At 31.1% G+C, this 2,634-nt stretch carries 4 protein-coding genes, 1 tRNA gene and 1 other RNA gene; 5 read left to right on the forward strand and 1 reads right to left on the reverse strand.

What is annotated here, in order from left to right; translation table 11 throughout:
* Positions 1-407 (reverse strand): M24 family metallopeptidase (locus QZN45_RS10970; RefSeq protein WP_296812953.1); only part of this gene is annotated, 407 nt, incomplete at its 3' end.
* 98 nt (positions 408-505) lie between these two features.
* On the opposite strand from QZN45_RS10970, the gene QZN45_RS10975 reads away from it, so the two are divergent.
* The 5 genes from QZN45_RS10975 (at position 506) to QZN45_RS10995 (ending at position 2,328) form a co-directional block, all read left to right on the forward strand.
* A complete protein-coding gene (locus tag QZN45_RS10975) occupies positions 506-913 on the forward strand; it encodes a hypothetical protein (RefSeq protein ID WP_292607812.1) in 408 nt (135 codons plus the stop codon).
* Between the two features lie 8 nt (positions 914-921).
* Positions 922-1,446: a hypothetical protein gene (locus tag QZN45_RS10980; protein WP_292607815.1), complete on the forward strand. Its 525-nt coding sequence runs from the start codon at positions 922-924 to the stop codon at positions 1,444-1,446.
* Between the two features lie 94 nt (positions 1,447-1,540).
* Positions 1,541-1,615: transfer RNA gene (locus tag QZN45_RS10985), tRNA-Met, on the forward strand.
* 20 nt (positions 1,616-1,635) lie between these two features.
* Positions 1,636-1,921: RNase P RNA component (gene rnpB, locus QZN45_RS10990), an RNA gene on the forward strand.
* A gap of 98 nt (positions 1,922-2,019) precedes the next feature.
* On the forward strand, positions 2,020-2,328 hold the full coding sequence (locus QZN45_RS10995) for a nucleotidyltransferase family protein (RefSeq protein WP_296812955.1): 309 nt from the start codon (positions 2,020-2,022) through the stop codon (positions 2,326-2,328).
* Positions 2,329-2,634: the final 306 nt, after the last annotated feature.

Raw genomic sequence — 2,634 nt, forward strand, 5'->3', positions numbered from 1 at the left:
CCTGCTCTGGCGGTTGCAATTGCAGCTTCAAGTCCTGCAGCTGATGCTTCAATTATTTCTTCATGTAAGTTAATTTCATCTTGAGTATAATTTTCATCCATATTTCCACTAGCAAGTACTGTCACTGCTGTATCTGCTATGTATCCGTCAATCATGGCACCTAAATCCAATTTTACCATATCTCCAGCTTTGAATGCGGTCTTGTCTCCTGCTGGGGAGGTATAATGCGCGGCATATTCATTGATTGATACATTGCATGGAAAAGCAATTTCAGCTCCGGTTTTCAATATTTCACTTTCTACATATTCAACTAAGTCAATAACTAAAGTTCCATCTTTAATCATTTTTGAAGCTTCATCACGAATTTTAGAAGCCAGTTTTCCAGCCTTTATATAAGATTCTATCATAAATTTTTACCTTCTATTTAAATAATTAATTTTATATTTGATAAAGTTAATATAACTATATATTTATTTAATTGTATAAAATAATTGGAGGTTAAAAGATGGATATTCCTACAATACCTGATCAAATTTTTTATTTAATTATTTTGATTATTGTGGCTATTGTGCTTTTAATCATAGTATTCCAATGGAGAAAAGTTGCACAGTCTAAAAATTCTATTCAAATGCTTGAAAAAGAAATAGAGCTTAAAAAAATGTCTATGGTTGAAAAAGATATTGAATCCAAAAGATTAATGGACAATCCTATTCCATTACCACAAGACAAACAGGATAGCCTCTCAGCTATCAGACAATCCACTACTGATGTAAGAAGTGAAGTCGGATATTTGCATTCTGAAATTAATGAAAGGTTAGCCAGATTAGAAGCTCAAACTGAGCAAAAGAAATTAGAAAAAATGCTTAAAGAAATTGAAGCTAAAGAAGCTAAACTTGAGAAAATGGATAAATAGGCGATATTATGGAAGCTATTGAAGTTGTTGCTATAATAATTTTAATTATTGCTATTGTGATTTTGGTCTACTATTATTTACTCAATAGTCCTGAAGCTACTAAAAAATTACGCAGTTATGTTCCAACAACTGCTGATGCACATATGAATGAGGTATTGGGTAGTGACGATTCAGGATATGAGTTAACTAAAGTTGATGAGGAATCCGTTGAAAAAGACTCTAACTCTGTGGGTAAAAGGATTAAAGTCAAATTAAGTGATATTGACATGTCTAGTTTAAATACTGATTTATTTTCTAAAAAAATCGATTCATTTTTAGATGAAAAAAGCGATGAATTGATTAAGGATTGGTGTTTAGCTACTACTGATGATTTGGAAGAATTGGAATCTAAATTTAGCAAAACCACCGGTCAGGTCGATACTTTAGAAAAATCTTTCGATGAATTTAAAAAGTCATCCGAAGAGTTCCAAAAAGTCACTGAAGAAAAATTATCTGATTTGGATAAAAGAATTGAATCTTTAGAAAATAAATAATTTTATTTTCTTCGATTTTCTTCATTTTATAGAAAGATTTATATATTGTCAGTACTATAAATTATACATAGTTGTAACACTATTTTTATCTTATAGCAGGGTGGGGTAGTCTGGTGATCCCGCGGGGCTCATAACCCCGAGATCCCTAGTTCAAATCTAGGCCCTGCTACTTTTAATTAATATTTCATGGCAAGTTAAAGACAGCTGCTGGTTTATTTTTTAAACTAAGGAAACTCCGCCCATCAGTACAGAACTACGGCGTTGAAAAACGTATGCTGAGAAGCATGACTCTGGAGCAGAAACGACACGGCTTTTAATGGTAGACGATGATATTTATTTGAGGACATTAAAAGAAGCGGTGAAACGGCCATTCCGTAGGATGCAAGAGCAAAGGTGCCGATGACAACCTGTATGAGGCAAGGTAGCACGCTAAGATGAATGCTGTTAAACAGAAGGTGGGTTACTCTTAAGATGCCATAAATATTAATTAGTCTATTTTTTTTCACTGTTGTGCACTTTCAAAAGATTTAATATTAATTATTTTTATATAATATATTACTTGGGTGATTCATTATGATTTATTCTATTGAAGAAATTAAACAAATTGCTATCCCTATAGTTAGTGAATATGGTATTGCCAGATTAGGAATTTTTGGTTCATATGCTCGAGGAGAAGCTAATGAAGATAGTGATTTAGATTTTATAATGGATACTGATGGTTTAATTGGAATGATTCAATATAATGCTATAATTCGTAAATTAGAAGAGGAATTCGGATGTCATGTTGATATAATTACTACTGGATGTTCTGATAGGGAGTTTTTAACTAGAATCCAAAAAGAGGAGATTTTAATTTATCTAAATGATGCAAGAATACCATGACCTCTTCAAGGTCATGGATGAATTGCACTATTGGGTGTACTATCTTTTTTATTTATTATTTTGCGTTTTTTTTTTATTTTGTGTTTTTTGGTGACTTTTTTAGGTCATGAATTTTTGTTCAGTATACTTTTTTTATGGATTTTTGATAATTGCTTTGAGTATGAAAAATTGCTCTGAGTTCATTATTCGAATACTTTTCAAATGCTCTCTCTTATTTTTTATATAGGAGTAATTATAAATGAGATATTATTCAATTAAATGTGATTTTAATTGTTGTTTTAAAAAAGAGTAAATGTTTTTTCATTT

This window comes from uncultured Methanobrevibacter sp. (assembly GCF_900314695.1).
GTDB lineage: Archaea > Methanobacteriota > Methanobacteria > Methanobacteriales > Methanobacteriaceae > Methanocatella.

What these genes read in the sequence shown, in the direction of transcription:
- QZN45_RS10975 (WP_292607812.1), top strand. Translation starts at nt 506, where the DNA reads ATGGATATTCCTACAATACCTGATCAAATTTTTTATTTAATTATTTTG.
- QZN45_RS10980 (WP_292607815.1), top strand. Translation starts at nt 922, where the DNA reads ATGGAAGCTATTGAAGTTGTTGCTATAATAATTTTAATTATTGCTATT.
- QZN45_RS10995 (WP_296812955.1), top strand. Translation starts at nt 2,020, where the DNA reads ATGATTTATTCTATTGAAGAAATTAAACAAATTGCTATCCCTATAGTT.